The 26,319-nt window shown below is 72.4% G+C and carries 26 protein-coding genes; 11 read left to right on the top strand and 15 right to left on the bottom strand.

From position 1 onward, the window contains the following. Positions 1 to 15: 15 nt before the first annotated feature. On the bottom strand, positions 16 to 903 hold the full coding sequence (locus tag ACSMHG_RS09410) for a GNAT family N-acetyltransferase (RefSeq protein ID WP_435744063.1): 888 nt from the start codon (positions 901 to 903) through the stop codon (positions 16 to 18). Between the two features lie 23 nt (positions 904 to 926). Between ACSMHG_RS09410 and ACSMHG_RS09405 the strand changes: the two genes are divergently transcribed. Next, on the top strand, positions 927 to 2,000 hold the full coding sequence (locus ACSMHG_RS09405; RefSeq protein WP_435744060.1) for a glycerate kinase family protein: 1,074 nt from the start codon (positions 927 to 929) through the stop codon (positions 1,998 to 2,000). A gap of 59 nt (positions 2,001 to 2,059) precedes the next feature. Beyond that, the gene (erpA, locus tag ACSMHG_RS09400; RefSeq protein ID WP_435744058.1) at positions 2,060 to 2,422 is read left to right on the top strand and encodes an iron-sulfur cluster insertion protein ErpA; all 363 of its coding nucleotides are present in this window, start codon (positions 2,060 to 2,062) and stop codon (positions 2,420 to 2,422) included. Between the two features lie 172 nt (positions 2,423 to 2,594). Here the strand turns inward: erpA and ACSMHG_RS09395 are convergent, their stop codons facing one another. Further along, positions 2,595 to 2,846: a hypothetical protein gene (locus tag ACSMHG_RS09395; RefSeq protein ID WP_435744056.1), complete on the bottom strand. Its 252-nt coding sequence runs from the start codon at positions 2,844 to 2,846 to the stop codon at positions 2,595 to 2,597. Positions 2,847 to 2,910: 64 nt separating this feature from the next. On the opposite strand from ACSMHG_RS09395, the gene ACSMHG_RS09390 reads away from it, so the two are divergent. Further along, positions 2,911 to 3,897 carry a carbohydrate kinase family protein gene (locus ACSMHG_RS09390; protein ID WP_435744054.1) on the top strand — a complete coding sequence of 329 codons (987 nt, stop codon included), beginning with the start codon at positions 2,911 to 2,913 and terminating at the stop codon, positions 3,895 to 3,897. A 22-nt stretch (positions 3,898 to 3,919) separates the two neighbouring features. On the opposite strand, the gene ACSMHG_RS09385 is transcribed toward ACSMHG_RS09390, so the two are convergent. Then, on the bottom strand, positions 3,920 to 4,162 hold the full coding sequence (locus tag ACSMHG_RS09385; protein WP_435744052.1) for a sulfurtransferase TusA family protein: 243 nt from the start codon (positions 4,160 to 4,162) through the stop codon (positions 3,920 to 3,922). Continuing rightward, the gene (locus ACSMHG_RS09380; protein WP_435744050.1) at positions 4,159 to 5,313 is read right to left on the bottom strand and encodes a cysteine desulfurase family protein; all 1,155 of its coding nucleotides are present in this window, start codon (positions 5,311 to 5,313) and stop codon (positions 4,159 to 4,161) included. The genes ACSMHG_RS09385 and ACSMHG_RS09380 overlap by 4 nt, the downstream gene beginning before the upstream one ends. Before the next feature lie 93 nt (positions 5,314 to 5,406). Here ACSMHG_RS09380 and ctaC point away from each other — a divergent pair, with 93 nt between their 5' ends. The 4 genes from ctaC (at position 5,407) to ACSMHG_RS09360 (ending at position 9,943) form a co-directional block, all read left to right on the top strand. Next, complete coding sequence (gene ctaC / locus ACSMHG_RS09375) at positions 5,407 to 6,348, top strand: aa3-type cytochrome oxidase subunit II (RefSeq protein WP_435744048.1); 942 nt, start codon at positions 5,407 to 5,409, stop codon at positions 6,346 to 6,348. After that, positions 6,345 to 8,117 (top strand): aa3-type cytochrome oxidase subunit I, encoded by a 1,773-nt coding sequence (gene ctaD / locus ACSMHG_RS09370; protein ID WP_435744046.1) that lies wholly within the window; start codon positions 6,345 to 6,347, stop codon positions 8,115 to 8,117. Before ctaC ends, ctaD begins: the two co-directional genes overlap by 4 nt. Next, positions 8,114 to 8,530 (top strand): cytochrome c oxidase subunit 4, encoded by a 417-nt coding sequence (locus ACSMHG_RS09365; protein ID WP_435744044.1) that lies wholly within the window; start codon positions 8,114 to 8,116, stop codon positions 8,528 to 8,530. Before ctaD ends, ACSMHG_RS09365 begins: the two co-directional genes overlap by 4 nt. A 156-nt stretch (positions 8,531 to 8,686) precedes the next feature. After that, complete coding sequence (locus ACSMHG_RS09360) at positions 8,687 to 9,943, top strand: L,D-transpeptidase (RefSeq protein WP_435744041.1); 1,257 nt, start codon at positions 8,687 to 8,689, stop codon at positions 9,941 to 9,943. A gap of 19 nt (positions 9,944 to 9,962) precedes the next feature. Here ACSMHG_RS09360 and ACSMHG_RS09355 read toward each other — a convergent pair whose 3' ends face one another. From ACSMHG_RS09355 to ctaE, 5 genes are all read right to left on the bottom strand, one after another. Continuing rightward, positions 9,963 to 11,003 (bottom strand): LLM class flavin-dependent oxidoreductase, encoded by a 1,041-nt coding sequence (locus tag ACSMHG_RS09355; protein WP_435744038.1) that lies wholly within the window; start codon positions 11,001 to 11,003, stop codon positions 9,963 to 9,965. A 105-nt stretch (positions 11,004 to 11,108) separates the two neighbouring features. Beyond that, positions 11,109 to 12,842, bottom strand: coding sequence for a cytochrome bc1 complex cytochrome b subunit (gene qcrB, locus ACSMHG_RS09350; RefSeq protein WP_435744035.1), 1,734 nt, complete (start codon positions 12,840 to 12,842; stop codon positions 11,109 to 11,111). Next, complete coding sequence (gene qcrA / locus ACSMHG_RS09345; protein ID WP_435744033.1) at positions 12,839 to 13,984, bottom strand: cytochrome bc1 complex Rieske iron-sulfur subunit; 1,146 nt, start codon at positions 13,982 to 13,984, stop codon at positions 12,839 to 12,841. The genes qcrB and qcrA overlap by 4 nt, the downstream gene beginning before the upstream one ends. Beyond that, on the bottom strand, positions 13,981 to 14,856 hold the full coding sequence (gene qcrC, locus ACSMHG_RS09340; protein ID WP_435744031.1) for a cytochrome bc1 complex diheme cytochrome c subunit: 876 nt from the start codon (positions 14,854 to 14,856) through the stop codon (positions 13,981 to 13,983). The genes qcrA and qcrC overlap by 4 nt, the downstream gene beginning before the upstream one ends. Positions 14,857 to 14,909: 53 nt before the next feature. Continuing rightward, positions 14,910 to 15,548, bottom strand: coding sequence for an aa3-type cytochrome oxidase subunit III (ctaE, locus tag ACSMHG_RS09335; RefSeq protein ID WP_435744028.1), 639 nt, complete (start codon positions 15,546 to 15,548; stop codon positions 14,910 to 14,912). A 74-nt stretch (positions 15,549 to 15,622) separates the two neighbouring features. On the opposite strand from ctaE, the gene ACSMHG_RS09330 reads away from it, so the two are divergent. Next, entirely contained in the window at positions 15,623 to 16,579 is a 957-nt protein-coding gene (locus ACSMHG_RS09330; RefSeq protein ID WP_435744026.1) for a cytochrome c oxidase assembly protein, read from the top strand. Here the strand turns inward: ACSMHG_RS09330 and ACSMHG_RS09325 are convergent. Beyond that, the gene (locus ACSMHG_RS09325) at positions 16,557 to 17,879 is read right to left on the bottom strand and encodes a hemolysin family protein (protein ID WP_435744023.1); all 1,323 of its coding nucleotides are present in this window, start codon (positions 17,877 to 17,879) and stop codon (positions 16,557 to 16,559) included. The two genes, ACSMHG_RS09330 and ACSMHG_RS09325, sit on opposite strands and share 23 nt — an antisense overlap. Before the next feature lie 117 nt (positions 17,880 to 17,996). Between ACSMHG_RS09325 and ACSMHG_RS09320 the strand changes: the two genes are divergently transcribed. Both ACSMHG_RS09320 and trpD read left to right on the top strand, forming a co-directional pair. Then, a complete protein-coding gene (locus ACSMHG_RS09320) occupies positions 17,997 to 18,410 on the top strand; it encodes an Rv3143 family two-component system response regulator (protein WP_435744021.1) in 414 nt (137 codons plus the stop codon). A 1-nt stretch (position 18,411) separates the two neighbouring features. Further along, positions 18,412 to 19,437 (top strand): anthranilate phosphoribosyltransferase, encoded by a 1,026-nt coding sequence (trpD, locus tag ACSMHG_RS09315; RefSeq protein ID WP_435744019.1) that lies wholly within the window; start codon positions 18,412 to 18,414, stop codon positions 19,435 to 19,437. Between the two features lie 16 nt (positions 19,438 to 19,453). On the opposite strand, the gene ACSMHG_RS09310 is transcribed toward trpD, so the two are convergent. The 4 genes from ACSMHG_RS09310 to ACSMHG_RS09295 are packed head-to-tail and all read right to left on the bottom strand — an operon-like array spanning position 19,454 to position 23,601. Then, on the bottom strand, positions 19,454 to 20,077 hold the full coding sequence (locus ACSMHG_RS09310) for a hypothetical protein (protein ID WP_435744017.1): 624 nt from the start codon (positions 20,075 to 20,077) through the stop codon (positions 19,454 to 19,456). Continuing rightward, complete coding sequence (locus ACSMHG_RS09305; protein WP_435744015.1) at positions 20,074 to 21,480, bottom strand: hypothetical protein; 1,407 nt, start codon at positions 21,478 to 21,480, stop codon at positions 20,074 to 20,076. Before ACSMHG_RS09305 ends, ACSMHG_RS09310 begins: the two co-directional genes overlap by 4 nt. Before the next feature lie 27 nt (positions 21,481 to 21,507). After that, complete coding sequence (locus ACSMHG_RS09300) at positions 21,508 to 21,786, bottom strand: Lrp/AsnC family transcriptional regulator (protein ID WP_435744013.1); 279 nt, start codon at positions 21,784 to 21,786, stop codon at positions 21,508 to 21,510. Between the two features lie 33 nt (positions 21,787 to 21,819). Beyond that, positions 21,820 to 23,601, bottom strand: coding sequence for a DEDD exonuclease domain-containing protein (locus ACSMHG_RS09295; protein ID WP_435744011.1), 1,782 nt, complete (start codon positions 23,599 to 23,601; stop codon positions 21,820 to 21,822). 107 nt (positions 23,602 to 23,708) lie between these two features. On the opposite strand from ACSMHG_RS09295, the gene ACSMHG_RS09290 reads away from it, so the two are divergent. Further along, positions 23,709 to 24,965: an NYN domain-containing protein gene (locus ACSMHG_RS09290; RefSeq protein WP_435744009.1), complete on the top strand. Its 1,257-nt coding sequence runs from the start codon at positions 23,709 to 23,711 to the stop codon at positions 24,963 to 24,965. On the opposite strand, the gene ACSMHG_RS09285 is transcribed toward ACSMHG_RS09290, so the two are convergent. Continuing rightward, on the bottom strand, positions 24,937 to 26,289 hold the full coding sequence (locus tag ACSMHG_RS09285) for a hypothetical protein (RefSeq protein ID WP_435744006.1): 1,353 nt from the start codon (positions 26,287 to 26,289) through the stop codon (positions 24,937 to 24,939). The two genes, ACSMHG_RS09290 and ACSMHG_RS09285, sit on opposite strands and share 29 nt — an antisense overlap. Between the last annotated feature and the right edge of the window lie 30 nt (positions 26,290 to 26,319).

Below are 26,319 nucleotides of genomic sequence, written 5' to 3'. Positions count from 1 at the left end.
GCGCGGCGGCTGCGTTCAGAGAAGTGCCCCGGAGTGGACGTACGGCGTCGGCGGCTTCATCCCGCGCAGGCCGAGGTAGCCCTCCTGCTCGAGCTGGAGCCGCGCCGCGAACCCGACGTCGAGCACCCACTGGTTGGCACCCGTCACGTGGCCGACGGTGACCTGGTCGTGGGCCTCCGCGAGGGCCGACCAGAGCAGCCGGGCGCCGGTGCGCCGGTCGGAGGCGGCGAGCAGCGCGGGCCGCCCGCGCTCGTCGACGTAGACGTAGCCCGACCCGGTCGTGGTGTCGGTGACGAGCAGGTGCCACTGGCGCAGCATCAGCTCGTGGTCCACGCCGTGCCCGGCGCCGCGGGCCAGGCGGTCCAGGGAGTCCATCAGGTCGACGTCGCCCGCGCTCCCGTCGCGCACCTTGGCCAGGGCGTCGACCGGGATGGCCGACCGGTCCACCCGGCCGGTCAGCCGCATCTGCGGGTGCAGCTCGAAGCCGGCGCGGTGGTAGGCGCGGACGGCCCGCTGGTCCCCGGTCGCCGACAGCATCCCGCGCACGCAGCCGCGGCCGTGGTGCAGCGCCGCGGCGAGCAGCGGGGCGCCGATGCCCCGGCCCTGGTGGCCGGGCAGGACGGCGTACGTCGCCAGGCACCACAGCGTCTCGCGGCGGAAGGACACGGCGGTGCCGACGACGCCCGAGGTGTCCTCGGCGACCCAGCACCCGCCGGGGTCGGTGCGCACCAGGTGGTGCGTCCGCTCGAGCCAGGCCGCACGGTGCGCGGTCGAGCGGCGCTCCGGCGCCGGTCCCGCCGTGCGGCGCATCCGGGTGTCGAGCTCGAAGAAGCCCTCGTCGCTGACCCGCTCGGCGTCCTCGACGTCGCCCGCGGTCATCGGCCGGATGATCAGGTCCTCCACGGGCCGACCCTAGGGTGTGCGGCATGCGCATCCTCGTGGCCCCGGACAAGTTCGCGGGGACGCTCACCGCGGTGGAGGCGGCGGACGCGATCGCCGAGGGGTGGCGCCGACAGGCACCCGGCGACGAGCTCGACCTCTGCCCGATGGCCGACGGCGGCCCCGGCTTCGTCGACGTGCTGCACGCCGCCCGTGGGGGCGAGCTGCTGGCCGTGACGGTCCGCGGTCCGTTCGGCGACCCGGTGCCCGCCACGCTGCTGCTGGCCGGCGCCACGGCGTACGTCGAGAGTGCCCAGGCCTGCGGCGTCCACCTGACCGCTGGGGACCGGGTCGAGGAGGCCTCGACGTACGGCGTCGGCGAGCTCGTCGCCGCTGCGGTCGACGCCGGCGCCGAGGAGGTCGTGGTCGGGCTCGGGGGCAGCGGCACCAACGACGGGGGCGCGGGGCTCCTCGCCGCGCTCGGCGCCACCGCCGACCGGCCGCTGGACGCCGGTGTCGCGGCGCTCGCGGGCATCACGACCGTGACGCTGCCGTCGGTTCCCGTCCGGCTGGTGGCCGCCAGCGACGTGGACAACCCGCTGACGGGCCTGTTCGGTGCCACCAAGACCTTCGGTCCGCAGAAGGGCGTGCCCGAGGAGCGGCTGCCCGCGCTCGACGGGGTGCTCGAGGAGCTCGCGTCGGCCGTGGACCGCCGCACGTCGTTGGAGAAGGGCGCCGGTGCGGCCGGCGGCCTCGGCTTCGCGCTGCTGGCGCTGGGTGCGTCCCGGGCGCCCGGCGTGGACCTGGTCGCCGAGGCGGTCGGGCTCGCGGGCCGCGCGCGCCGGGCAGACCTGGTCGTGACCGGGGAGGGCGCCTTCGACTTCTCCAGCAGGTCCGGCAAGGTGCCGTACGGCGTGGCCGCCACCGCAGCCGAGGCGCTGCGTCCCTGCGTGGCCGTCGCCGGCCAGGTGCTCGTCGGGGCCCGCGAGATGCGCGCGCTCGGCGTGGAGTCGGCGTACGCGCTGGTGGACCTGGTGGGGGAGGAGCGGGCCTTCGCCGACCCGGCCGGGTCGCTGGCGGACCTGGCCGCCCGGGTCGCCCGCACGTGGTCCAGGGAATAACCCCCCGTGTGCGACCATTGATCCCGGAGACCACCCCCGCACTCACCTGGAGCAACGACATGACTGAGCAGGTGGAGACCACCACCGAGCGCCGCACCGACCAGATCAACCTGAGCGCGGTGGCGGCAGCCAAGGTGAAGAGCCTTCTCGAGCAGGAGGGCCGCGACGACCTCGCCCTGCGGATCTCGGTGCAGCCCGGTGGCTGCTCGGGCCTGCGCTACCAGCTCTTCTTCGACGAGCGCACCCTCGACGGTGACGTCACGACCGACTTCGACGGTGTCACGGTCGTCGTCGACCGGATGAGCGTCCCCTACCTCAACGGCGCGATGATCGACTTCGTCGACAGCATCGAGAAGCAGGGCTTCACGATCGACAACCCCAACGCGACCGGTTCGTGCGCGTGCGGGGACTCGTTCCACTGATCGAGGACGCGTCAGCGGACTCGATACCGGTGGTCGAGCAAGCCGCGCGGCTGAGGAACGAAGTCGCGACCGGCGTGTCGAGACCCGGTGAGTCGGCCGCCTGGCGTGACCACGCATGAGCACGACACGAAGAAGCCCCCGCCGTCAGGCGGGGGCTTCTTCGCTGTTCGGCTCAGTCCAGGTGCAGGTGGAGGGCGTTCGCCAGCCGCTGCGCGGCCTCGTCGACGCGGATGTCCCGCTTGGCGACCTCTCGGGGGAAGTCGGAGTAGAGGATGCTCGGCACGGGTCCGGTGGCGGCTCGCGCAGCCCGGTCCAGGCGGCGGTCGCCGACCGGCAGGCGGAGGTTGCGGCCGGCGGCCAGGCAGTCGGCGTGCATCTCGTGGACGGGGGCGGCGTCGTCGTACGCGCGGCGGTCGGTGCTCATGCCATCGACGCTAGGCGCTACCGCGGGGTATCCCCAGCGGTACCGATCGGTAGTGTTCCGTGCCATGTCTGCCCCGCGGCCGCTGCTCATCGCCGGCTCGATCGCCACCGACCACCTGATGACCTTCCAGGGCAAGTTCGAGGACTCGCTGGTCGTCGAGCAGCTGCACAAGCTCTCGGTCTCCTTCCTCGTCGACGACCTCGAGATCCGCCGGGGCGGTGTGGCGCCCAACATGTGCTTCGGCCTCGGCAGGCTGGGCCTGCGGCCGGTGCTGGTCGGCGCGGCCGGCGAGGACTTCTCCGACTACCGCTCCTGGCTCGAGCGGCACGGCGTCGACTGCTCCCACGTGCGGATCTCCGACTCCAAGCACACCGCCCGGTTCGTGTGCACGACCGACACCACGATGGCCCAGTTCGCCTCGTTCTACCCCGGCGCGATGGCCGAGGCCCGGCTGATCGAGCTCGGGCCGATCGTCGAGGCGGTGGGGGAGCCGGAGTACGTCCTGATCGGCGCCGACGACCCCGAGGGGATGCTCCGGCACACCGACGAGTGCCGCCAGCGTGGCTACGCCTTCATCGCCGACCCCAGCCAGCAGCTGGCCTTCGGCGAGGGAGACCTGATCCGCCGGCTCGTCGACGGCGCGGCGCTGCTCTTCTCCAACGAGTACGAGTCACACCTGATCGAGCAGAAGACCGGGTGGTCGGCCGAGGAGGTCCTCGACCGGGTGGGCACCCAGGTGACCACGCTGGGCGCCGAGGGCGTGCGGGTGCGTCGCCGCGGCGAGCCGGACATCGAGCTGCCGGCCGCCAAGGACGTGCACGCCGTCGAGCCGACCGGCGTGGGCGACGCCTTCCGGGCCGGGTTCCTCGCCGCGCTGGCGTGGGGAGTGGGGCTGGAGCGCGCCGCACAGGTGGGCTGCGTGCTCGCGGCGTACGTCGTGGAGACCGTCGGCACGCAGGAGTACTCCTTCACGTCCGAGCAGTTCCTCGGGCGGGTGGAGCACTCCTACGGCGCCGACGCGGCGGCGGACGTCCGGCCGCACCTCGCCTGACCCGGCCTCGCCTGACCCGGCCTCAGCTGAGGCGCCCGACCAGGTAGCGCGGGACGCCGTCGGGCGCGGTGTCCTCGCCGAGGTACTCCTGCCCGCGCATCCGGCACCAGGCGGGTACGTCGGTGCGCGCGGCCACGTCGGTCGCCACCACGGCCACCACCTCTCCCACGCCCACGTCGCCGATGCGGCGACCGAGCTGGATGACCGGCAGCGGGCAGAGCATGCCGCGGCAGTCCAGCTCGAGGGCCACCTCCGGGACGGTCACAGCCCCACCTCGGCCCGGATCCCGGCGACCACGCCGGGCAGGTCGGCCAGGAACGCCTCGACCTCGGCCTCGGTCGCCCCGCGGGTGAGCGAGACCCGGACGTTGCCGTGGGTGAGCGCGCCCATCGCCGCCAGCACGTGGCTCGGCTCGAGCGTCGTGGCCGTGCAGGCCGACCCGCTGGCGACCGCGTGCCCCCGCCGGTCGAGCGCGTGCACCAGCGCCTCGCCGTCGACGTAGAGGCAGGAGAACGTGACCAGGTGCGGCAGCCGGTCCACCGGGTCGCCGACCACCTCGGTGTCCGGGACGGCCGCGGCGCCGGCGCGGATGCGGTCGACGAGGGCGGCCTGGCGACCTGCGACCTCCTCCCGCTCCGCCACGACGGCCTGGAGCGCCGCGGCGGCAGCCAGGGCCGCGGGGACGTTCTCGAAGCCGGAGGCTCGCTCGTCGACGCGGTCGTCGCCGGGGAAGGGGTTGCGCCACCGCGCGCCCTTGCGCACGAGAAGCACGCCGACGCCCGCGGGGCCGCCCCACTTGTGCGCCGACGCGGCCGCGGCGTCCCAGCCCGGGGTGAGGGGCAGGCGGCCGGCGGAGGCGCAGGCGTCGACGAAGAGCGGCACGCCGCTGCCGGCCAGCGCCTCGGCCACGCCCGCGACCGGCTGCACCGTGCCGACCTCGTGGTTGGCCGCCTGGACCGCAGCCACGGCGACGCCCGGGCCGGCCGCGGCGTCGGCGACCGCCGCGGGGGAGACCCGGCCCAGCGCGTCGACGGGCACCGCCCGGTGCTCGCCGGGCACCCAGGCGGCGGCGTGGAGGACGGCGGAGTGCTCGACCGCGGTGTGGACCACCGCGTCCCCGTGCCGGGCCCGGCCGGCACGCAGGCCGAGCAGCCCCAGGTGGACCGCGGACGTGCCCGAGGAGGTGAAGGTGACCTCGTCGGGGCGGGTGCCCAGGCACTCGGCCACGACCTCGCGCGCGTTGTCGAGCAGCAGCCGCGCCGTCCGGGCCGGACGGTGCAGGCGCCGGGGATCGGCGTACCCCTGGTCGAGCGCGGCCAGCAGCGTCTGGCGGGCCGCCGGGTGCAGCGGTTCCGCGGACGCGGCGTCGAGGTACCCGCCGACGGTCGGGCCGGCGGCCCCGGAGGCTTGGGTCACACCGCGAAACATAGACGACCCCCAGGCGTCGACCGGGGCCCGATGCGAGTAGTGTTCGACCTACTCGTGACCACCCAAGAGGAAGGCTCGTTCGTGGGTCTGCAACTCCCCCAGCGGGCGGCCGGGAAGGTCCGGCGTGGGCGCCGGCCTTCTCTGCTCGCCGCCGTCGTCGGTCTCGCCGTCGTCCTGCTCGCCGGTTGCTCGGAGGAGAGCCAGGGGGAGTGGACGAGGCTGGCGATGCCCGAGCCGGCGACCGCCCAGGGTGAGCACACGCTCGCGCTCTGGCAGGGCGCCTGGATCGCGGCCTGGATCACCGGCCTGATCGTCTGGATGCTCATCTTCTGGGTGGTGGTGCGCTACCGCCGCCGCAGCGCGGACGAGATCCCGATCCAGACGCGCTACAACCTCCCCCTCGAGATCTTCTACACGGTCGCGCCGATCGTGATGGTCATCGTGTTCTTCTCCCAGACCGTCCGCGTGCAGAACATCGTGCTCGACGACGAGGTCGCCAGCGAGAACACCATCGAGGTCGTCGGCCAGCAGTGGTCCTGGACCTTCAACTACGGGCTCGGCGACCTCGACCCCGAGGGTGACGAGGACAGCTCCGACGACGAGTACCCGTACGACCGTTACGTCTACAGCAGCGGCACCGCCTCGGACATCCCGACGCTGTACCTGCCGGTGGGCGTGACCACGCAGTTCAACCTCCACTCGCCCGACGTCATCCACGACTTCGGCGTGCCGTCGTTCCTCATGAAGATGGACGTCATCCCGGGCCGGGTGAACCACTACCAGGTGACCCCGACCGAGATCGGCACCTTCCCCGGCAAGTGCTACGAGCTGTGCGGGGTCTACCACTCGCGCATGCTCTTCGACGTCGAGGTGGTGAGCCAGGAGGACTACGCCGCCCACCTGGAGGAGCTCGAGGAGATCGGCAACACCGCAGACGCGCCGCTGATCGGCGGCGAGAACCCGAACACCCAGGTCGGTCTGGCCGAAGAGGCCGACGATCTCACCGAGGGAGCAACAGAGTGACCGCAACCGCCGCCCGCTCGGTGGACGTGCCCGTGCGCAAGCCGCTGGGGCAGCAGCTGGTCCGCATGATGACGACGACCGATCACAAGCTGATCGGCAAGATGTACCTGGCGACGTCGTTCGCGTGGTTCATCATCGGCGGCCTGATGGCCATGGTGATCCGGTCCGAGCTCGCCTTCCCCGGACAGCAGGTCGTCAACGACGAGCTGTACAACCAGATGTTCACGATGCACGGCACGATCATGCTGCTGCTGTTCGCGACGCCGCTGTTCTTCGGCTTCGCGAACATCATCATGCCGCTGCAGATCGGCGCGCCCGACGTGGCGTTCCCACGGCTGAACATGTTCAGCTACTGGCTGTTCCTCTTCGGCGGCCTCATCGCGGCCTCCGGCTTCCTCACCCCGCAGGGTGCGGCCGACTTCGGCTGGTACGCCTACACGCCGCTCAGCGACGCGGTGCGCTCGCCGAGCGTCGGCGGTGACCTGTGGATCATGGGCCTCTACCTCGCCGGTCTGGGCACGATCCTCGGTGCGGTCAACTTCATCACCACGATCATCTCGATGCGCGCGCCCGGCATGACCATGTTCCGGATGCCGATCTTCACGTGGAACACGCTGGTCACCAGCCTGCTGGTGCTCATCGCGTTCCCGGTGCTCGCCGGCGCGCTGCTGATGCTGGAGGCCGACCGCCAGCTCGGGACGCACGTCTTCGACCCGTCCCACGGCGGTCCGATCCTCTGGCAGCACCTGTTCTGGTTCTTCGGCCACCCCGAGGTCTACATCATCGCGCTGCCGTTCTTCGGCATCATCACGGAGATCCTCCCGGTCTTCAGCCGCAAGCCGGTCTTCGGCTACGTCGGCCTGGTGGGCGCGACGCTGGCGATCGCGGTGCTCTCCGTGGCGGTGTGGGCGCACCACATGTTCGTCACCGGTGCGATCGACCTGCCGTTCTTCTCGGGGATGACCTTCCTGATCGCCGTGCCGACAGGCGTGAAGTTCTTCAACTGGATCGGCACCATGTGGGGCGGTTCGGTCGCGATGGACACCCCGATGCTGTGGGCCGTCGGCTTCCTCATCACGTTCCTCTTCGGTGGGCTGACCGGCGTCATCCTGGCGAGCCCGCCGCTGGACTTCCACGTCACCGACTCCTACTTCGTCGTGGCGCACTTCCACTACGTCGTCTTCGGCACCGTGGTCTTCGCGATGTTCGCGGGGTTCTACTTCTGGTGGCCCAAGATGACCGGTCGGATGCTCGACGAGCGGCTCGGCAAGGCGCACTTCTGGCTGCTGTTCTTCGGCTTCCACGGCACCTTCCTCATCCAGCACTGGCTGGGCGTGGAAGGCATGCCGCGGCGCTACGCCGACTACCTCGCCTCCGACGGCTTCACCGGGATGCACCAGATCTCGTCGGTGTTCTCCTTCCTGCTGGCCGCCTCGACGCTCCCCTTCCTCTACAACGTCTACGTCTCCGCCCGCGGCCCGCGGGTCGAGGTGGACGACCCGTGGGGCTGGGGCCGCTCGCTGGAGTGGGCCACCAGCTGCCCGCCGCCGCGGCACAACTTCGTGGCGATCCCGCGGATCCGCTCCGAGTCGCCGGCCTTCGACCTGCACCACCCGGAGGTCTCCGCGCTCGAGATGGAGCAGAACGAGGCAGCGCGCGACGGCGGGTTCGCCGACGCGCCCGACATGGAGGGCCGCGAGACGCTCGTCGACGAGAACCGCGCCGCCGGCACCGCCACCGACCCTGACGAGAAGGGGACCGACCGATGAGGGCCGAGGCCTGGATCTTCGCGATCTGCACCGTCTTCCTGGTGCTGGTGACGCCGGCGTACTGGCTGATCAGCTCGGCCGGCGAGAGCGGCAGCGACTGGACCGGCACGTCCGCGCTGACGATGACGACCCTGCTGACCGCGATGGTGACCCTGTACCTCGGGTTCCACGCCCGGAAGATGGCCCCCCGGCCGGAGGACCTCAAGGACGCCGACATCGCCGACGGCGCCGGGGAGCTGGGCTTCTTCCCGCCGTACTCCTGGTGGCCGCTGTGGTGCGCGCTGACCCTCGCGGTCGGCGTGTACGGCATCGCGATGGGTGCCTGGTGGATGCTCATCATCGGCACGGTCCTCGGCGCGATCGCCCTGAGCGGGTGGATCTTCGAGTACTACCGTGGGGAGCACGCCCACTGAGGGCGACGACACGCACGTCGGGCTGAGCCCGCACCGACCCCGCGATCCGGAGGCAACCGGATCGCGGGGTTTCGCGTCCCACCAGTGTCAGCCGTTAGCCTCGAGCAGCCCGGCCCGTCGCCGGCGCCTCGACCCCCGACCTGCAGTGGAGACCGCATGTCCGAGCGTCGCCCCCGCTCCCACCGACCTCACCGTGCCGCCCTCGCGGCCGCCGTGCTGGCGATCACCGTGCCCCTGGTCGCCGGCTGCGACGCGGTCTCCGAGGCAGTGCCGGAGTCGCTCGGCGGCGGGTCCACGGACGGGCGGACCACCGCTGCTGCCGGCGCGGACGCCGCTGAGCCGCAGGTGCGGGTGAACGTCCGGCGAGGGAGCACCGGTGTCGCCGTCGACAAGGTCGTCGAGGTCACCGCTGCTGCTGCCTCTCTCGACCGCGTGACCCTCGCCCCGGCCGGTGGCCCCACCGAGGACGCCCCGCGGGTGGCGGGCCGGATCAGCGACGACGGCACCCGCTGGCGAGCCGCCGACCGGCTGGAGCCGGGCGTGGCCTACATCGTGCGGGTGCGGGCCACCGACGTCGAGGGGGACCGGCTCCGTCGTGGCGTGCGGTTCCACACCGCCGAGCTGTCCCTGGACCAGCAGACCTACCCCTCGGTCGCGCCGCTGGACGGCGAGACCGTGGGCGTCGGCATGCCGGTGATCGTCACGTTCGACGTACCGGTGACCGACCGCGCCGCCATCGAAGAGCACCTGACCGTGACCGCGCGGCCGCAGCAGGTCGGCTCCTGGCACTGGCTCAGCGCCACCGAGGTCCACTACCGGCCGCGGGAGTACTGGAAGCCGGGCACGAAGGTCGCCGTGGAGGTCGACGTCAACAGCGTGCCGGCCGGAGGTGGCGTCTACGGCCAGCTCAGCCGCTCCGTGGACTTCACCGTGGGCGACGCGCACGTGTACCGGGTGGACGCCCGCGCACACCAGATGAAGGTCTTCTCCAACGGAAAGCTGCTGCGGACCCTCCCGGTGACGACGGGCAAGCCCGGCTTCACGACCCGGTCGGGCACGAAGGTGATCATCGAGAAGCACGACGTCAAGCGGATGAACTCCGAGACGGTGGGCATCCCGGCCGGCAGCGCGGAGGCCTACGACATCGACGACGTCCAGTGGGCGATGCGGCTCACGTACTCGGGTGAGTTCATCCATGCCGCCCCGTGGTCGGTGGGCTCCCAGGGCTACGCCAACGTCAGCCACGGCTGCACGGGACTGAGCACGGCCGACGCGGGCTGGCTCTACGCCATGAGCCGGCGGGGCGACGTCGTGGAGTACGTCGGCACCGACCGGCCGATGACGCTCGAGAACGGCTTCGGCGACTGGAACGTGCCGTTCGCGGAGTACCGCAAGGGTTCGGCGCTGAGCTGACGCCCTCGGGTCGGCCGGTTCAGTCGGCCAGCAGCTCGCGGACGCGGGGCGCGACGGCCGTGCCGTACAGCTCGATGCACTCCATCAGCTGCTCGTGGGGGAGCGGACCGTGGGAGTACTTGAGGTCGAAGCGGCTGAGCCCCAGGGTGCGGACGGTCGAGGCGATCTTCTGCGCCACGGTCTCGGGTGCACCGACGACGAGTGCGCCGTGGTCGGCCTCGGCGTCGAGCTCCGCACGGGTGGCGGGCGGCCAACCGCGCTCGCGGCCGATCCGGTCGCGGTTGGCCTTGAAGTGCGGGAAGAGCCGGTCGCGTGCCTCCTCGTCGGTGGCGGCGACGAACCCGGGCGAGTGGACGCCGATGGGGAGCTCGGGGCGACCCAGCTCGGCGAGCGCGCGGCGGTAGAGGTCGGCGTACGGCGCGAACCGGGCCGGCTCGCCGCCGATGATCGCCAGCATCAGCGGCATCCCGTACCGGGCGGCCCGCACCACCGACTCCGGTGAGCCACCCACGCCGATCCAGGTCCGCAGCGGCCCGTGCTCCGGCCGGGGCCAGAGCTCGGCGTCGACGAGCGGCCGGCGCGTGGAGCCGTGCCAGCTCACCGGACGGGCGGCGGCGATGCCCTCCTGGAGGGCGGCGTAGAGGTCCAGCTTCTCGCTGAACAGCACCTCGTAGTCCGACAGGTCGAATCCGAAGAGCGGGAAGGACTCGGTGAACGAGCCGCGTCCCAGGGTGACCTCGGCGCGGCCCTCCGAGATCGCGTCGATGGTGGCGAACCGCTCGTGCACGCGCACGGGGTCGTCGGAGCTCAGCACGGTGACCGCGGTGCCCAGGAGGATCTGCTCGGTCGTGGCGGCCAGCGCGGCGAGCAGCACGTCGGGCGCGGAGACGGCGTAGTCGTCGCGGTGGTGCTCACCGATGCCGAAGGCGTCCACGCCCACCTGGTCGGCGAGCCGGCCCTGGGCGAGCACGTCGCGGACGACCTGGGCGTGGGGCAGGAGGTCGCCGTCCGCGCCGATCGTGACGTCACCGAAGGTGTCGAGGCCTAGCTGGACCTGCATGGCTGCTCCTGAGGACGTCGGGTCGGGCCGGGACGCCGAGGGCCCCGGCCGCTGGTGCGGAACGGGGCCCTCGTCGTGGTGCTGGGTGGCTCGCTGAGCAGTGGCTCAGTGAGCCGGTCGGTCGTCGATCTCGGCGTGGCCGCCGCCGTCGGCGGTGATCCCCTCGAGCTCGGCGTGGTCGGCGTGCTCGGGGTGGTGGTGTGCCTCCTCGAGCTCCTCGCGCGTCGGCTTCTGGACGTTGTCTGCGATCCAGAGCCGTCCGAGCCGGGCCCGCAGCGCCTGGCTCCGGCTGTCCGGTGCCGGGACGCCGTTGGCGTCCGTCGCCCGGGCCGGCTCGAGGCCCGCGATCTCGTCGCGGTCCCGTGCGGTGAGCGTGTACGCCGCCTCCGGGGCGAGCGGCGCGTGCCGCTCGCTGTAGGCGCCGTCGGGGGAGCGCATGATCACACCGGTCTCGTAGCCGTGCAGCAGCTTCTCGTTGTCCTGGCGCTGCAGCGAGATGCACCAGCGACGGGTGATGAGGAAGGCCAGCACCGGGCCGATGAAGACCGCGGCACGCATGAAGTAGGTGATGTTGTTGATGTCGCTGTTGAGCCGGATGGCGATGATGTCGTTGCCGCCGGCAGCCCACATCAGGCCGTAGAAGGTCATCAGCGCGACCATCACCGCGGTGCGCGTCGGAGCGTTGCGCGGGCGCTGGAGCAGGTGGTGCTCGCGCTTGTCACCGGTGATCCAGGCCTCCAGGAACGGCAGGAGGAGCAGGATCGTGAACATCAGCCCGGGGAGCACGATGATCGGGAGGAAGACGTTCCACGACCAGGTCGTGCCCCAGATCTCCGACTCCCAGCCCGGCATGATCCGCAGCGCGCCGTCCGGCCACCCCATGTACCAGTCCGGCTGGGAGCCGGCGGTCACCTTGGTCGGGTCGTACGGGCCGTACTTCCACACCGGGTTGATGGTCAGCAGGCCACCCATGAGGGCGGTGACGCCGAAGACCACGAAGAAGAACCCGCCGGCCTTGGCGGCGTACACCGGCAGCATCGGGAAGCCCACGACGTTCTGCTCGGTGCGGCCGGGACCAGGCCACTGGGTGTGCTTGTGGTAGACGAGCAGCAGCATGTGCGCGGCGATCAGCGCCAGCAGCAGGCCCGGGATCAGCAGCACGTGCACGGTGTAGAGGCGCGGGATGATGGAGTCACCCGGGAACTCGCCGCCGAAGAGGAAGAACGACATGTAGGTGCCCACGACCGGGATGGACTTCATGAAGCCGTCCGCGGCCCGGATGCCGGTGCCCGAGAGCAGGTCGTCGGGGAGCGAGTAGCCGGTGAAGCCCTCGAGCGTGCCGAGCAGCAGCAGCAGGCAGCCGATCACCCAGTTCAGCTCGCGGGGCTTGCGGTGCGCACCGGTGAAGTAGACCCGCAGCAGGTGGATCATCATCGAGGCGATGAAGAGCATCGCGGCCCAGTGGTGCATCTGCCGCATGAGCAGACCACCGCGGACGTCGAAGGAGATGTCCAGCGTCGAGGCCATCGACTCCGACATGTGGACGCCGCGCAGCTGGTCGTAGGAGCCCTCGTAGGTGATCTCGCCCATGCTGGGGTTGAACCACAGCGTGAGGAAGACGCCCGAGAGGAGGAGCACCACGAAGCTCCACAGCGCGATCTCACCGAGCATGAACGACCAGTGGTCGGGGAAGACCTTGCGAAGGTTCTTCTTCATGGCGGTGCCCAGGCCCAGGCGCTCGTCGGCCCAGTTGGCGACCACGCCGGCGCGGCCCGGCTTCTTCGCGGTGGCAGCGGTCGTCGCGTTGGTCGTGGCGACCTTGCTGGTGTCGAGGCTCATTCGCCGTCACGCTCCCAGTAGCTAGGACCGACCGGCTCGAGGAAGTCGCTCTGGGCGACCAGGAACCCCTCCTCGTCCACTTCCAGCGGGAGCTGGGGGAGGGGCCGGGCGGCAGGTCCGAAGACGACGCGGGCGGAGTCCGCGAGGTCGAAGGTGGACTGGTGGCACGGGCACAGCACGTGGTGGGTGGTGCGCTCGTACAGGGAGATCGGGCAACCCACGTGGGTGCAGATCTTGGAGTAGCAGACGACGCCGTCGACGGCCCAGTTGTCGCGTCCGGGCCCCGCGGTGTAGTCCGCGGGGTCCATGCGGACGACGATGACGGCCGCCTTCGACTTCGCGACGTTGAGCTCGACGCCCTCCAGGACGTGCTCGCCCTCCTCGTCGGTGGCGAACATGATCTCGGGGACGGCGTTGACCAGGTCGCCGATCTCCAGGTCGGCGGCGCGGATCGGGGTGCCGATGACGTCGCGCACCACGCGCATGCCCCGGGTCCAGACCGTGCGCTCGAGACCGGCGCCGGGGTACTCCTCGTCGTCGTAGACGTCGCCCGGCAGCGGGCCGAGGTCGCGCAGCATCACGACAGCGGGGACACCGAGGAGGCCGATGGCGCCGAGCAGGGAGTTGCGGACCAGAGGGCGCCGCGAGATGCCGGACTCCTCGAGGCCCGCGTTGAGCGCGGCGAGGGTGGCCTCCCGGTCGTCGTCGGAGGACTTCGCCGGGTGGCGCATCTCGACCAGCTCGTGGTCGGCCATGAGCTTGCGCGCCCAGTGGATGATGCCGACGCCGATGAGGAGCAGGGCCAGGCCGAGGGTGGTGCCGAGGGCGACGGTCGAGGCGCCGAAGCCGAGCACCGTGTCGTGGTTGTCGCCGATGTCCAGCGTGAAGTACGCGATGACGAAGAGCACCACGCAGAGCGCGGAGAGGCCGAACATCGAGGCCACCTGCCGCTCGGCGCGCTTCTCCATCGCCGGGTCGACGTCCGTGGGGCGCCACTGGTGCTCCGGGAGGCCCGGGTTCGCGATGGGGTCGGCCGGTTGGTCGACCGTGCCGGACGCGCCGGCAGTGGTCTCGGGGACCTGGGCCCCCGCTGCCCCGTGCGGGTCGTTGTCGTGCGACTCGTGGTCGCGGGCGTCGGTCACGCCGCGGTTCCCTTCTTCTTCGTCGAGCGCGTGGTGTGGGCCGCGATCCAGACCGCGAAGCCCACGAGGCTGCCGATGCCGACCAGCCAGGCGAACAGGCCCTCGCTCACGGGGCCGAGGCCACCGAGCGCGAAGCCGCCGTACTCGGGCTGCTCGCGCAAGGAGAGCAGGTAGTTGATAACGTCGCGCTTCTCGTCGGGCGCGAGGTTGCCGTTGGAGAAGTTCGGCATCTGCTGGGGGCCGGTGAGCATGGCCTCGTAGATGTACTTCGGGTCCGTCTCGTGCAGCGCGGGCGCGTAGCCGCCGTTCGGCATGGCGCCGCCGGAGCCGTTGAAGTTGTGGCAGGCGGTGCAGTTGGTGAGGAAGATCTGGCCACCGCGGACGATCGCGTCCTCCTGCTCCTCCTCGGTGAGGTCGGCGATGGAGTAGTCGTCGGGCTCCGGAATGGCCGGACCGGGGCCGAGCGAGGCGACGTAAGCCGAGAGCGCCTCGATCTCCTCGTCGTCGTAGACCCGCGGCTTGTCCTCGGCCTGCTGGCCGGGCTGGACCATCGGCATCCGGCCGGTGCCGACCTGGAAGTCGACCGCGGCGGCGCCGACGCCGACCAGCGGCGGGCCGAACTGGGTGTCCTCACGGACGGTCTGGATGCCCTCACCGTTCTGCCCGTGGCAGTAGGCGCAGCCGACCAGGAAGAGCTCACGGCCCTTCGCGATCTGCTCGGCGTCGCTCTCGGCAGAGCCGGCCTGGGCGGGCGCGAACGCGGCGTACATGGTTCCGGTGAGCACCAGGCCGAGCAGCAGCAGGACGACACCCGCGAGCGGGCCCCGGCGATGCCGGGAGAGTCGACCTGCGGAACGGTTCAGGAGACGCACGTTGTGATCCTCGGGGTCCTTGCGGGTGGGCGCGGGCGGGCGGTGCTGGAGGGCTACTTGATGAGGTAGATGGTGGCGAACAGGCCGATCCACACCACGTCGACGAAGTGCCAGTAGTAGGAGACGACGATGGCGCTGACGGCCTGCTCGTGGGTGAACTTCCGCGCCAGGTAGGTGCGTCCGAGCACGAACAGGAAGGCGATCAGCCCGCCCGTGACGTGGATCCCGTGGAACCCGGTCGTCAGGTAGAACATCGAGCCGTAGGCGGAGGACTGCATCGTGATGCCCTCCTGCACGAGGTTGGCGTACTCCACGGCCTGGCCGGCGATGAAGATCGCGCCCATCACGTAGGTGAGGAAGAACCACTCCCGCAGACCCCAGCCCCGCACGTCGAGGATGCCGCCGCGGCGGCCGACCTGGCCCCGCTCGGCGGCGAAGACGCCGAGCTGGCAGGTCAGCGAGCTGAGCACCAGGATCGTGGTGTTGACCGAGGCGAACGGCACGTCGAGGACGGTGGTGTCCTGCGCCCACAGATCCGGGCTCACGGCCCGGATCGTGAAGTAGGCCCCGAAGAGGGCCGCGAAGAACATCAGCTCGCTGGCCAGCCAGATGATGGTCCCCACGCTGACCATGCTGGGACGGTCGTGGTGCCCGTGCAGGCGGGAGGCAGGGATGGTTGCTGTGGTCGCCACGGCGCCATTATGTCCCGGCCCGCCCGCGAGGGCACCTTCGCCCCCTCGTGGGCACGGGTCATAAACTTCACACCGTGCCCGGCGCCGCGTTCCTCCCCGTCCTGACCGCCGCGGCGCCGCTGCCGGAACCCTCCGTCACGGCGTTCTTCTCGCAGTGGTCGCTGGCGCCCGTCCCGACGGTGCTGACCGTCTGGGCTGCGGGGCTCTACCTGCTGGGGGTGCGCCGGCTGCGGGCCCGGGGCGACCGCTGGCCGCTCGGTCGCACGGTCGCCTTCGTCGGCGTCGGCATGGGCTCCTTCTACCTCGCCACCGCGTCCGGGCTCGCGGCGTACGACACCACCCTGATCAGCGTGCACATGGTCCAGCACATGGTGCTGTCGATGCTGGTCCCGCTCGCGCTCGCCCTCGGCGCGCCGGTGACGCTCGCCCTGCGGACGCTGCCCGCCACACCGCGGCGTTGGCTGCTCGCGGTGCTCCACTCACGGGTGGCCCGGGTGCTGTCCTTCCCACCCCTGGCCTTCGCCCTCTACGTCGTCTCGCCGTGGGCGCTCTACTTCTCGTCCTGGTACGACGCCTCGCTGGCCTCGGCGTACGTGCACGAGATGATGCACCTCCACCTGGTGCTGGTCGGCGCGCTCTTCTTCTGGCCGCTGATGGGCATCGACCCCGTCCCGGGCCGGGTCGGCTACCCGTTCCGGGTGCTGGCGACGGTGCTGACCCTGCCGTTCCACGCGTTCCTGGGCGTCACGATCATGGGGCAGGACGAGCTGATCGGCGGCGAGCACTACCGGGAGCTGCGGGAGGGGCCGATGGCCTCCTGGCTGCCGTCCGCCGCGGACGACCAGCACCTCGCCGGCGGGATCCTCTGGGCCTCGGGCGACCTGATCGGGCTCGCGTTCTTCGCCGTGCTCTTCGCCCAGTGGGTGCGCTCGTCGATGCAGGAGGCCCGCCGCGAGGACCGGCGGCTGGACCGGGAGGAGCGCCGGGAAGCCCGAGCCGAGACCGACCTCACCGGTCCGGTCGGTCGCTGACCCCGGCTCCGTCCGGCTTCCCCGCCTCGCCGTGGGGCGCCACGAGCAGCCGGGCGATCCGGCGCCCGTCGACCTCGATGACCTGCAACCGGACGGCCTCGACGTCCACGTGGTCCCCGACCTCGGCGATCCGGCCGAGGCGCGCGACGACGAAGCCGGCGACGGTCTCGTAGTCGCCGTCGGTCAAGGAGACGCCGGTGCGGCCGGCGAACTCCTCGATCGTCAGCCCGCCGTCGACCTCGACGGGGCCCTCGCGGTCCTCGTCGTCGGTCGCCGGGGCGTCGTACTCGTCGCGGATGTCGCCGACGATCTCCTCGACCAGGTCCTCCAGCGTCACGATCCCGTCGGTGCCGCCGTACTCGTCGACGACGACGGCGAGGTGGACGCCCGAGCGGCGCATCGTCGACACGGTCGGGAGGACCATGTTGGTCGACGGCACCACCAGCACCTCGCGCTGCACGTCGCGCACGCGGGTGTCGTGGTCGTGGACGGAGCCGAGCAGGTCGCGGACGTGGAGGAAGCCGGTGACGTCGTCGAAGCTCTCGCCGGTCACCGGGTAGCGCGACCACGGGAGGTCGTGGATGCGCTGGGCCGCCTCGGCGAGGGTGAGGTCACCGTCGATGAAGGCGACCTCGCCGCGCGGACGCATCGCCTCCCGGACGTTGGTCCGCGAGGCTGCGAAGACCGCGCCGAGGAGGCCGCGCTCCTGCGCGTCCAGGGACTCGTGGGTGCTCACGATGTCGCGCAGCTCCTCCTCGGACAGCTCGTCGCCCGTCGCGGAGGGATCGCCGCCGAGCAGCCGGACCACGCCGTCGGTGGACTTCGACAGCAGCCAGATCACCGGCCGCATCAGGCTGGCGAAGCGGTCCAGCGGGGGGCCCACGGCCAGCGCGACCTGCGCCGAGCGCTGGAGGCCGATCCGCTTGGGCACCAGCTCGCCGAGGACCAGGGAGAGGTACGCGATGAGCAGCGTCATCGCCACGAGGGCGCCGGTGTCGGCTGCGGCCTCGGGAAGCCCCACGTCGACGAGGTACGGCGCCACGTCCGGGGCGAGGGTGGACCCGCCGTACGCCGCGGAGAAGAAGCCGGCGACGGTGACACCGATCTGCACGGCCGCGAGGAACCGGTTGGGGTCCCGGGCGATCGAGGCGACGCGGGCGCCGCGACCGCCGCGCTGCTCCAGCTGGTTCACCTGGCTGGCTCGGAGCGAGACGAGCGCGATCTCGGTGCCGGCGAAGAGACCGCCGACGATCACGAAGAGCAGGACGAACCCGAGGTTGACGAAGGTCTGGGCGTCCACGCGGAGAACCTAGCCAGGAGCCGGTGAGCCGGTCGCCGAGCGTGCGAGCCGGCGGTGTCGACGCCGCCGTGACGTGGGTCATGCGCGGGGGACGGCGCCGCGTCGTACGATCCCCGGGTGACCGACTCGAAGACCGCTCCGCTCAAGGTGCTCGTCTACAGCGACGACGTGAACACCCGCCAGCAGGTGATCCTGGCGCTCGGCCGCCGGCCGCACCCGGACCTGCCCGAGCTGGAGTACGTCGAGGTGGCCACCGAGCCGGTCGTCATCCAGAACATGGACGCCGGCCACATCGACCTGGCGATCCTCGACGGCGAGGCCGTGCCCGCCGGCGGGTTGGGCATCGCCAAGCAGCTCAAGGACGAGATCTACGAGTGCCCGCCGGTGCTGGTGCTCACCGGGCGCCCCCAGGACGCCTGGCTCGCGACCTGGTCGCGGGCGGAGGCGGCGGTGCCGCACCCGCTCGACCCGATCCAGCTCGCGGAGACCGTGGTGGCGCTGCTGCGCTCGCGGGTCCCCGCCTCCGCCTGAGGTGTCGAGCTGGGCGGAGGTCCTCGGCGCGCTCGTCGCGGGGGAGGACCTCGGCGCCGAGCAGGCCGCCTGGGCGATGGGCGAGGTGCTCGCCGGGGAGGCGACGCCCGCCCAGATCGCCGGCTTCGCCGTCGCCCTCCGGGCGAAGGGCGAGACGACCGCGGAGATCTCCGGGCTCGCCGAGGCGATGCTGGAGCGCGCCAACCCGATCTCGGTGCCCGGGCGGCTGCTGGACGTCGTCGGCACCGGCGGTGACCGCTCGTTCTCGGTGAACATCTCCACCATGGCGGCGATCGTGGCCGCCGGCGCGGGCGCGCGCGTCGTCAAGCACGGCAACCGCTCCGCCTCGTCGAAGTCCGGCTCCGCCGACGTGCTCGAGGCGCTCGGCATCCGGCTCGACCTGCCGGTCGAGCGGGTCGCCGAGGTCGCGGTCGAGGCGGGGATCACCTTCTGCTTCTCGGCGGCGTTCCACCCGGCGATGCGGCACGCGGCGGTGCCGCGGCGCGAGCTCGGCATCGGTACGTCGTTCAACTTCCTCGGCCCGCTCACCAACCCCTCGCGCCCGGCCGCCCAGGCGATCGGCTGCGCCGACCCACGGGTCGCCCCCGTCATGGCCGGGGTCTTCGCGGCCCGGGGCGTCGACGCGTGGGTCTTCCGCGGCGACGACGGGCTCGACGAGCTCACCACCACGACGACCTCGCGGCTGTGGCGGGTCCACGGCGGCCAGGTCGCCGTCGAGACGGTCGACCCCACGGCGTACGACCTGGCGCCGGCGACCGCGGAGGACCTGCGCGGCGGCGAGCCGGCGTACAACGCCGAGGTCGTGCGGCGGCTGCTGGCCGGCGACCGGGGGCCGGTGCGGGACGCCGTGCTCCTGAACGCGGGCGCCGCCCTCGCGGTGCACGGCTCGCCGGCCGAGCCGGTGTCCGCCTCGCTCGCCGCCGGCATCGCGCGTGCCGCGGAGGCCGTCGACTCGGGCGCTGCTGCGGACACGCTCGAGCGGTGGGTCGCCGCCACCGCCGCCTGAGCTGGCTGGAGTCGCCCTACAGCTCCAGCACGAACTGCCGGCCGTCGCGCCGGAAGCCGACGTGCTCGTAGTAGGCGCCGACCATGTGCGGGGAGGTGACGACCCGGCGGATCCCGAGGTCGCGCAGGACGCCGCTGCGGCGCCAGACGAACTCGCCGGGGGCGAAGTCGCGGTAGCGCGGGGTCACGTAGTCGAGCTGGACGTGGGCCGTCTCGCCCTCGACCCGGAGGACGACCACACCGACGGTCTCGTCGCCCTTGAGGACGACGAACGCGTGCTGACCAGGGGCCGGCGCGGGCTCGGCGTCCGGCTGGAACCGGCGGATGTCCTCGGCGTGCGTGCGGAGCACGTGCCGGAAGTAGGCGTCCTCCGGCCGCACCTCGACCACCTCGAACACCGCATCGTCGTGGCGCTCACGGAGCAGCCGCACGATCCAGTAGAGGTTGATGACGCACAGCACGGCGTTCATGGCCACCATCGGCCACACCGCGATCAGCGCGTTGAAGACGACAAGCACCACGCACGCCGCCAGGTTGAGGGTGCGGAACCGGAGCAGGCGAGCCTGCAGCAGCGAGTAGACGAGCAGCGCGCTCCCGCCCCAGCCGACGATGTCGAGCCAGTGCTCCTCCAACCAGGTCACCGGAGAAGGGTAGGGGCGCCGGTCCAGTCCTCGGGCGCGACCAGAAGCCGGATCTCTTCGGATGAGTGGACGACGTGCCACCCGGTCTGCTCCACGAGGGCGTAGGCGAGGGGAGCGTCCGGGGGCAGCAGTGCGTGCCGCGCGCCGGTCTGCCTGACCAGGTCGTCCCACCCGGGCTCGACGTCCCGGATGTCGCTGTTCCGCTCGAGCTCCTCCAGCGTGAAGGTGTCCGCATACCCGTGCGTCACGAGGTCGAGGTGCGGATAGCGCCACATGAGGTAACCGCCCGTGACCCAGTCGCTGAGGACGGGCGTCCCCGCTGGGAGCTGCGACAGCGCGGGATCCACCCAGGCCGGCTGGGTCGGCGCCATCGGCTGGGTCGTCGTCAGGGCGGCGAGGAGGCCGAGAGATGCGAGTGCCCCACCGGCGACCACGGCGCGGTCGACGATCCGGGGCGCGGCCGGTGGGCCGATGAGCCGTTGCAGCGCGGCTGCCGCGACCGGGGCCCCCATGGCGGCTCCGACGGGCACCGTACGGAGCGAGTAGAGCGCCCAGCCGGTGGCCAGGCCGAGCAGCAGCACGTCGGTCCACCGGTTCGGGCCGTGGCGGAGCATGACGAGGAACGCCGGGGCGAGCAGGGCGACGACCGCCAAGCCGCTGATGGACGTGAAGTCGGTCGGACCCCACTCCGAGAAGTAGTGGCTGCGCTCGCCCACCGCCGTCACGGCGCCGTAGACCCGGGGCCCCACGGGGGTGGCGGCCGGGACCACGGCCGCCAGCCCCACGACGACCAGGTGACCGCGGAGCTGCCGGATCGGCGTCCGCTCGAGGGCCAGGCCGACGACGAAGGCGCAGCCGAGCACCAGCCCGACCGGCCACATGCCGTGGCACATGGCCCAGAGCCAGACGAGGGGCACCAGGAGCCACGGGGGTCGCCCGCTCTCCCGGGCCCGGGTCCACAGACCCACCGAGACGACGACGAAGAGGTAGCTCAGGACCTGGGGCCGTCCGGACAGGAACGGCCACGACGCCAGCACGGTGAGCGCGGTGACCGCGGCGGCCGGCGGGGCATCGGCTCGCATCCGGGAGACCAGGTACACCGCGACGGCGAACACGATCGCCACGGCTCCGGCCAGCCATGCCACGGCCCAGAGCCCGAACGTCTCGGACGCCCACGCCATGACCACCTGCGGGAGCCACTGGGTCGGCACCCAGTCCTCGGTGGCGTACGGCGTGATGCTCCCCGGGTCGCGGAGGGACCAGCGCTCGATGAACTCGCGGCCGAAGCGGAGGTGGAAGTAGGTGTCGGCGTTGATGATGGGCCGGGCCGCCGTGCGGGCGACGGCGGCGAGCAGGACGAGGACGATCGCCCAGGGGACCCACCAGCGCACGAGGCGGGTCACCACGGGAAGGGACCTCCGCGCCGGTCGTCAGTCAAGACCGAGGGAGAACGCCGACTCCAGGTCGTGCTTCGAGTAGGCGCGGAAGGCGATGTGGGTCTCGGTCGCGGTGACGCCGGCGACCTTGTTCAGCCGGTCGGCAACGACGCCTGCGACGTCGTCGTGGTCGCGCACCCGCACCAGGGCGATCAGGTCGATCTGGCCGGTCACCGAGTAGACCTCGCTCACGCCGTCGAGGGCGGCGATCGCCTCGGCCACCTCGGGGATGCGGGCGACGTCGGCCTTGACGAAGACGATGGCGGTGATCATGCGGCTGACCTTAACCGGCAGGCGAGCGCGATCTCAGCGGGTCGGCTGGTGCGCCGGCGCGAGGGCGCGTCGGTCGTCGAAGGGGACGAGCTCCTGGCGCGACCGGGCGACCGCGTCGTGGACCGCGAGGTGCCGGGTCGCGCCGTTGAGCGGGCAGCTCCACTCGCCGTCGACGTCGACGAGGCGGACGCCCTCCGACTCCAGCCACCGAAGGATCCGCTCGGTCTCCTCGGCGGAGGCGGCTGGGACGGGTCCTGGGCCGCCGCCGACCGTCTCCGCCGCGGCGCGGAGCGAGGCGACGTACCCGTGCGCGTCGGCGCCGGGCGGGATCACGCCCGCCGCGGCCAGCCGCCCGTGACGCACGACGTGGACGGCCCAGCGGCCGTCGTCCTGGCGCCGGGCGGCGACCACCTCGGGGCAGCGGGTGAGGGCCGACAGGCGTTGGGTCCGGCTGGCGGCGCGGATGAAGGCGGCCAGCCGGTCGCGGTGGACCCCCGCCTCCTCGAACCGCTCGTCGTCGGCCAGCGCCTCCATCCGCGCGTTGATCCGCTCCACCACCCGGTCGGGCCGACGCAGGAGCGAGTCGCGCAGCTGGTGGACCACGGCGGCGTACGCGTCGTGGTCCACGCTGCCGTCGCACGGGGCCAGGCAGCGACCGAGCTCGGCCAGCACGCAGGCGGCGCGGGACGGCGTCCGGCCGAACCGGTCGGAGCACTGTCGCACGGGGAACGTCTCGTGCAGCGCGGCGAGGCACTTCTCCGCCACCTTCCGCGACGAGAACGGGCCGAGGTAGTCGGCCTCGTCGTCGAGGACGCGCGGGACGAGGGAGAGCCGCGGCCAGTGCTCGCGGGTGAGCTTGACGAAGGTGGTCTTCTCCGGGAAGCGCGAGCGACGGTTGTACTTCGGCTTGTGCTCGGCGATCAGCCGGAGCTCGCGGACCTCGGCCTCGAGCGCCGTCGCGCACTCGATGCCGGTGACCGCGCTGGCGAGGTTGACCATCTCGCCCATCCGGGACCGGGTCTCGGAGGCGGTGAAGTAGGTGCGGACGCGGGTGCGCAGGTCCTTCGAGGTGCCGACGTAGAGGACGCGCTGCTGCTCGTCCCGGAAGAGGTAGACCCCGGGTGCATGGGGGAGCCCCTCGGCGAGGTGGCGCTTGCGGCGTTGGGCGGTGGTGACCCGGCCGGAGAAGGTCTGCAGCTCCTCCAGGGTGTGCACCCCGAGACCCCCCAGCCGCTCCATGAGCCCGTGCAGGACGTCGACGGTCGCGCGGGCGTCGGAGAGCGCCCGGTGGTTGGGTGTGGTCGTCGACCCGAACGCCCGGGCGAGCGAGGCGAGCTTGCAGTTGGGCGCGTCGTCCCGGGTGATCACCCGGCGCGCCAGCTTCGCCGTGTCCAGCACCTCGAAGGCCGGCCAGGCGCGCTGCTGCTGCTCGCAGAAGTGGCGGAGGAAACCGACGTCGAACGGCGCGTTGTGGGCGACCAGGACCGTGCCCGCCGCGAACTCCAGGAAGGCGGGCAGGGCGGAGTCGATCGACGGCGCGTCGGCCACCATCGCGTTGCTGATGCCGGTCAGCACCGCGATGAACGGCGGGATCGCCTGGTGCGGGTTGACCAGCGTCTGGAACTCGCCCAGCACCTCGCCGCCGCGGACCTTGACGGCGCCGATCTCGGTGATCATCGAGCCGCCGGCGGCCGAGCCGCCGGTCGTCTCCAGGTCGACGACGGTGAAGGTGGTCTCCCGCAGCGGGCGCCCCAGCTGGTCGAAGGTGCGTTGCGACTCCCAACGGGACGTCGCGGCGGGGGCCGTGCTGCTCATGGGGCGGAAGGTACGTGCGAGCGCCGACAGTCCGGCGGCGACGCGCGGCACGTGCCGCCTTCCGCGCGGCATAGGCTCGTGGACGTCGTCCAGCAACCGTCCCGGAGGTGACCGTGGCCGCGCCCGCGTTCCCGGCGCTCCCCGAGCTCCCCGAGCCCGTGCGCGCCCGCGTGCTGACGGCCGCTGCCGACGTGCTCCCCGCGCTCGGGCAGCTGCCGCCGGCGCTGCGGCGGGTCGCGTCCTTCGCGCCCGCGCGCCGGGCCAAGCTCGGGGCGTCGGCGATCGGGGCGGCCCTGGCCGACGACGACCTGCGGGCCCGCGTGGGAGCCCAGGTCGCCGCACGCCTGCCGTCGACCGAGGCCCCGGTGGAGCGCGCTGTGCTGCTCTGGCTCGCCCGTCCCGAGGGTGGTGAGGGCGAGCTGGGCGAGCTCCTCGCCGGGCTCGCGGAGCCCGACCCGAAGCGGGTCGCCTCCGAGGTGGAGCAGCTCCGGGACCGGCTCACCGGCGCGGAGCGTGCTGCGCGTGAGCAGCGGGCGCTCCACCGTGCCCAGGTCGACGAGCTGAAGGCGGAGAACGCCACGCTCCGTCGTCGCCTGGGGGAGGCGCGGGCAGGGGAGAAGGCGGCGCGGGCCGCGGTGGGGGAGGCCGCCGAGAAGGCCGACGCCCTGCGGCGGGACGCCGAGGCCGCGGCGGCGAGCCTCGACAAGGAGGTGCGCCGGCTCCGGGCCCGGGTGGCCGAGCTCGAGGCGGACGTCTCGGCCGGGCGGCGTGCGGCGCGCGCGGACCGGGACGAGGCGACGGTGCGTGCCCGGGTGCTGCTGGAGACGGTCATCGACGCGGCGGCAGGCCTGCGGCGCGAGCTGGCGCTGCCGTCCGTCACCGGCGCACCCGGGGACCGGGTGGAGGCCGAGCTCTCGGCAGGCAGCGAGGGCGGCGGCCGAGCGCTCACCGGAGCGTCGGCGGGGCTGCTGGAGCAGTACCTCGCCATGCCCCGTGCCCGCCTGATCGTCGACGGCTACAACGTCAGCAAAGCGGTGTGGCCCGGCTCGCCGCTCGAGGCCCAGCGGATCCGGCTCGTCAACGGGTTGGCGCCGCTGGTGGCGAGGACCGGGGCGGACACGACGGTGGTCTTCGACGCGGCGAACGCGGCGACGCGGCCGGCGGTCGGGGCTCCGCGGGGCGTCCGGGTCTACTTCAGCCCGGAGGGCGTAATCGCCGACGACGTGATCCGCGACCTCGTCGCGGCCGAGCCGGCCGGCCGGGTGGTGGTCGTGGTCACGGGGGACCAGGCGGTGCTGAGCGACGTCACCCGAGCCGGCGCGCGTGGCGCCTCGGTCACTGCGCTCGCGGCGCTGCTGCACTGAGGCCGCGCGCCCGTGGGCTGGCCAGCAGCCGGCTGAGGAGCACGGCGTTGCCGACGGCGAGCGCCAGGACAAGCCACAGGGTCGGCGCCGCGTTCAGCGCCCGCCAGGCGCTGTTGGTCTGCCACGGCTCGTTGGCCGTGAAGCCCTCCGACACCGCGCCCAGGGCGATGACACACGCCTGGGCGGCGCACAGAGCGACCAGTAGCGCGCGTGGGGCCCGAGCAGACCGGAGGGCGACGGTCGCGGCCGGGACGGAGGCGGTGAGCACCTCCAGACCGTGCCGGTAGCCGTAGAACCCGTCGCCGCCCATGTAGGGGCTCACCTGGGCCTGGACCACGGTGTACACGAGGCCACCGGCGAGGAGCGCGACGGACCAGTCGGGCAGGGTGCGCCGGCTCCGGCCGATCGCGAGCACGGCGAGGAGCGCGACCGGCGTCCAGACGAACAGGCCGCGGTCGGGGGAGACCCACATCCCGAGGTGGTTGACCAGTGCTCCGGCGAGCCCGCCGACCGTCTCGGACGAGTTCTCCGCGTACGCAGCGACGTCGTAGGGACCGCTCGGGCGCCACGTCCCGTAGAGCCAGTGACTCCACGTGCTGGCGAGGACGACACCGACGGCACTGGTGCCTCCCACCTCCAGGCAGACCCGCCACGACCTGCGTCGCGCCGCGACGACCAGCCCCAGGGCCGCGACGATCAGGGCGCAGTGCGCCCGGCCCCAGATGGCGACCGCGCCGAAGAGCCCGGCGAGCACCCACCTGTCGCGTGCGGCGGCGTACGCCATCCCGGCGATGCCGACGATCGTGACCGTGTGGGTCCACATGCCGTCGGCGGCCACCGACCAGACGGGTGTGGCGAAGGCGAAGACGGAGGACCCTGCCAGTGCCGCGCCCCGGGACACCACGGTCGACAACGCGAGGAACAGCATCGCGACGGCACCGGCTGCCAGTGCCGCCGCGGTGAGCCGCGCCGGCAGGTGGCTCATCACCGGATCGTCCGACACCCAGGAGTAGACCGTGTACGCCGGCACCGCCGCAGCGACCACCCCGGGCGAGCGGCCGACGACCAGGTCGCCGTCGGGCTGCTCCACGAGCCACTCCTCGGGCGTCGAGAACCGTTCCTGGAAGCCCGCGGTCAGCAGTGCCGGATCGACGTCGTCGAGCGACGGATCCCCGGTCAGCCCGATGCGCCACGCCTGGACATGAGCGCCCCGGACGTCGTGAGAGGTGTCTGCGGCGGTCGTCATCGCGAAGATGCCGAAGCAGATCCCGAAGAGCACGCCGCCCTGGACGGCGAGGCGCTGCAGGGAGGAGAGATGGCGCATGGCTCACGATTCCGACGGGAAGCAGATCCG

This window comes from Nocardioides ureilyticus (assembly GCF_051280745.1).
Taxonomy (GTDB): domain Bacteria; phylum Actinomycetota; class Actinomycetes; order Propionibacteriales; family Nocardioidaceae; genus Nocardioides.
This window is presented reverse-complemented; position numbering and strand designations above follow the sequence as displayed.